The sequence below is a fragment of the Hymenobacter agri genome, from assembly GCF_054778495.1.
The window spans coordinates 1-4,421 of the sequence record NZ_BAAGZM010000353.1 but is presented as its reverse complement, the minus strand read 5'-3'; the positions used below and the strand labels follow the sequence as shown (position 1 = coordinate 4,421).

General features: G+C 62.2%; 3 protein-coding genes. 1 reads left to right on the top strand and 2 read right to left on the bottom strand.

Annotated elements, in window-relative coordinates; all coding sequences use genetic code 11:
• The coding region (locus ACYVDE_RS15490; protein WP_460502442.1) for a PIG-L family deacetylase at nt 1-1,734 on the bottom strand (1,734 nt) is incomplete at its 3' end.
• A gap of 185 nt (nt 1,735-1,919) precedes the next feature.
• Here ACYVDE_RS15490 and ACYVDE_RS15485 point away from each other — a divergent pair.
• Entirely contained in the window at nt 1,920-3,575 is a 1,656-nt protein-coding gene (locus tag ACYVDE_RS15485; protein ID WP_460502441.1) for a S8 family peptidase, read from the top strand.
• 209 nt (nt 3,576-3,784) lie between these two features.
• On the opposite strand, the gene ACYVDE_RS15480 is transcribed toward ACYVDE_RS15485, so the two are convergent.
• Nucleotides 3,785-4,421: SDR family oxidoreductase (locus ACYVDE_RS15480; protein WP_460502440.1), on the bottom strand; the 637-nt coding region annotated here is incomplete at its 5' end.

Genomic DNA, 4,421 nt, shown 5'->3' with positions numbered 1-4,421 from the left:
CACCCCGGCGCGCCCGGCCCGCAGCGTGACGGGCACGGTCTTGGGCTGGGCATCGGCGAAGACGTAGGAACGGGCAGGCGGCAGGTTCACCAGCACGGGGGGCACCACGGCCAGCGGCTGGTATAATTCGCCCAGCACGGGGTCGGTATGCTTGTATTGGACGGGAACTTCATAATCAATTGTCCCTTGCATTTCCTTCTCGCGCTTCTTGGCATCGGCAACAGTGTACCTATACTTAAAAGTGTAATGAGCAGTTAGCGCAGATTCATTTTCTGGTTTTCCTCGCAACAATTGTTCATCAACCCGATACATGCCTAGAGTCTGTTTCTCCCGCAACCAGTATGGTGCACTTGAAGCTAGAGTAGCTGGAGCAGTGAAATTGAGCTTGCTTCGGCCTGAACCAGTGTATTGGCTTCCTTTCAGTAAAGGAGGATAGTTGACCGTATCGCCACTGCTAGGAGTTAAATAGACTCGCTGTGGAAAGACATTCGATGAAGGCAGTTGAAAGGCTTCGGTTGAAATTTCAACTTTCTCTCCCGGCGCTACAGAAGCTACAGAAGTGGTAGCTTCCAAGTGCAGTCCTAAACATGCCTTGAGCAATTCATCAACCTGACCAACCTTGTTTTGAACCCAAAACTGGGCTTTGCTTATTTCATCTACGGCTTGGTCACGAATTGCCTCATTAGGCATCTCCTTACTCGTATATGATTCACCTAGCTTCTGATAGGAAGCATACATTTGCTCCCGCACCTTCAGCAGCCCCGCCACGCTGGCGCTGGGGTTGCTCGGGTTGTAGGTGCGAATCACCTCCTCAATGAGCTTGCCCACGGCCGCGCCGCCGGGCACCCGGTTCCAGGTCTGGTCCACGCCTTCGAACAGGTCTTTGGTGGCTTTGTCGCCTTTCACGGGCTGGAAATACTCCAGCGCCTCGCCCCGCTGGGCGGCCGAGCCGAAGCCCTGGCTGCGGTGGTTGCTGCGGCTGCGGGCCGCGCTTTCGCCGTAGCTCTGGCCCAGCAGGGGGTTGTAGCCCCCGGCGTCGAGCTTGAGGTAGCCGTCCATGTTTTCGCCGGGCTTCACGAAGAAGCTGCCGGTGTTCCAGAATAGCCGCTTGGGCTGCCAGGCTTGCACGTACTGGAGCTGTTCGGGGAAGCGCTTGGGGTCGCCGGCGGCGTCGAAGGCTTCGGCGGCGAGGATGGCGCTGGCCTGGTGGTGGCCGTGGCCGGCGCGGGCATCGGGCGGGAAGCGGGTGATGAGCACGTCGGGCCGGCGCTGGCGGATGACCCACACCATGTCGGCGAGCACCTGCTCCTTGTCCCAGATGCGAAAGGTTTCGTCGGAAGTTTTGGAGAAGCCGAAGTCATTGGCGCGGGTGAAGAACTGCCGGCCGCCGTCGAGGCGCCGGGCCGCCAGCAGCTCCTGCGTGCGAATGACGCCGAGGCCTTCGCGCAGCTCGGGGCCGATGAGGTTCTGGCCGCCGTCGCCGCGGGTGCAGCTCAGGTAGCTGGTTTCGAGCAGGCGCTCGTTGGCCAGGTAGGCGATGAGGCGGGTGTTTTCGTCGTCGGGGTGGGCGGCCAGGTACATCACCGAGCCGAGGACGTTGAGCTTTTTGAGGCCCAGCAGGATTTCGGAGGAGGTGTAGGTTTTGGGCGTTTGGGCCTGCGCAGGCTCAATGAACAATGAGCAATGAGCAATGAGTAATAAGGCCGTGGCGAACGGGCGGAGGGAGCGAATCATGCGCAGGAAACCGGAGTTGAGGGCGTGAAGTTACCGGGTAGGTGTCATCTGCTACCGGCGCGGGGGTCGGTCGGCCGCGCAACATCACCCGCGTTGGCCCCGTCTTTGCCGTGGCCGAACTTCCTTTGTGCCGACTTCGGTTTACTTCCCACCACCGCGGCCGCGTGGCCGCGCTTCATTTGCTTATGACAATTCATCCCTTCTGTCGCTGGTCGCTGGCCGTGGCGCTGCTGGCCGGCCCGGCCCTGGCCCAGGCCCAATCGGTTAATGCCCCTTCGACTACCGCCACCCCGCCCACCGGCGACATGAGCGCCGCCCAGTGGTACCTCAAAGACCCGCAGCTCGACAACGTGCCCGGCGTGGGGGCCAACCGCGCCTACGCGGAAATCCTGAAAAACCTGGTGCCGACGCCCGTGGTGGTGGCCGTGATTGACTCGGGCATCGACACGGCCCACGTTGATTTGAAGCCCGTGCTGTGGCGCAATATGAAGGAGATTCCCGGCAACGGCATCGACGACGACAAGAACGGCTACGTGGACGACGTGCACGGCTGGAACTTCCTCGGCGGTCCCGATGGCCGCAACGTGAATGCCGAAACACTGGAGATGACGCGCATCGTGGCCGCCGGCCGCAAGCGCTTCAAGGGCCTCACGGCCAAAACCGTAAAGCCCGCCGACAAGGCCGACTTCCTGCTGTATGAGAAAGCGGAGAAAGCCTACAAAGCCCGCCTGAAAGAGGAAACCGAGCGCAACCAGCAGGTGGAGAGCATGACCGGCCCCATCACCGACATGGTGGGCGCCATGAAGCAGGCGCTGGGCACCGACAAGCTCGATACCGTGGCCCTGCGCAACGCCCGCCCCGACGACCCGAACCTGAAGCGCGCCATTGCGGGCATGCTGGAAATGATGCACCAGACCGGCGCCGCCGACGCCGATGACCTGCTGAAGCAGCTGAACGAAGGCGCCAAGCAGGAGCGCAGCATGCTCGACAACTCGCTGAACCTGAACTTCGACCCGCGCGCCGACATCGTGAAGGACAACCCCAGCGACGTGACGCAGCGCTTCTACGGCAACAACGACCTGCACGGGCCCGACCCCATGCACGGCACCCACGTGGCGGGCATCATCGCGGCCGTGCGCACCAACAACCTCGGCATTCAGGGCCTGGCGCCCGACCCGGTGCGCATTATGGCGGTGCGGGCCGTGCCCGACGGCGATGAGCGCGACAAGGACGTGGCCAACGCCATCCGCTACGCCGTGGACAACGGCGCGCAGATTATCAACATGAGCTTCGGCAAGGAGTTTTCGCCCCAGCGCCCGGCCGTGGAAGCGGCCTATAAGTACGCCGCCCAGAAAGGTGTACTGCTGGTGCACGCCGCCGGCAACGAGAACCACAACCTCGACGTGGAGGACAACTACCCGGCCTCGTTCTACATGAACAATGCGCCCATTCCAAACCTGCTCACGGTGGGCGCCTCGGGCCCCCAGGACAACAGCCACCTCACCGCCGACTTCTCGAACTACAGCAAGAAGGGCGTGGATGTGTTTGCGCCCGGCGTGAACATCTACAGCACGCTGCCCGGCAGCACCTACGGCAACGAAAGCGGCACCAGTATGGCCTCGCCCGTGACGGCCGGCGTGGCGGCCGTGCTCAAGTCGTACTTCCCCAAGCTCACCGCCACCGACCTCAAGCGCATCATCATGCAGTCGGCCCAGGTGCACCACACCAAGGTGCAGACGCCCGGCGGCGAAAAGCTGGTCGACTTCGCCAACCTGTCGGTAACCGGCGGCGTGGTCGATATGTACGAGGCCGTGAAGCTGGCGCAGAAAGCGTCGATGTAGTCGTCTGTCATTGCGAGTGGAGCGCAGCGGGATGCGGCATCCTTCCTCTCTCAGCGACCAACCTTCAAGATGTGAAAAGCCCCGGCACTGCGTAGTGTCGGGGCTTTTTTGGCGTTCAAAAAACGAAGCTTATCACATTGATTAGGCTAATTGCCAGGAGAGGAAGGATTACCGCATTCCGCTGCGCTCCACTCGCAATGACAGACGCTTTACCCCACATCCACGCCCTTTTCTTCCTTACGGAAGTGATTCAGCACCAGCTTATCGCTGAGGCCGGGTAGCAGCTTATTGAGGAACACTACCAGTTTGCCCTGGCCGGTGAGCGTGAGCGTGCGCTTGCGCTGCTGCACGGCTTTCAGAATCTCGTCGGCCACGGCTTCGCTGCTCATCATGGCGCCTTCGTCGCGCGGGCTTTCGCCCTGCGAGGAGCCGTCGGCGGCCAGGGCGGTGTTGCGAATGTTGGAGGCCGTGAAGCCCGGGGCGGCCGTGAGCACGTGCACGCCCTGGTCGAGCAGCTCGGTGCGCAGGGCTTCGAGGAAGCCGTTCATGGCAAACTTGGAGGCCGAGTAGCCGGTGCGGCCCGGCAGCCCGCGGTAGCCGGCAATGCTGCTGATGCCCACAATGCTGCCCTTGCTTTTGAGCAAATGCGGCAGGGCAAACTTGGTGGTGAAGACCGTGCCGAAGAAATTGGTTTGCATCAGGCGCTTGATGACTTCGAGGTCGGCATCCTGGAAGCGGGCGCGCATGCTGATGCCGGCGTTGTTGAGGAGCACGTCGAGGCCACCGAAGCGGGCCACGGTTTCGGCTACGGCGCGCTCGGCGGCGGCTTCGTCGCCCACGTCGGCC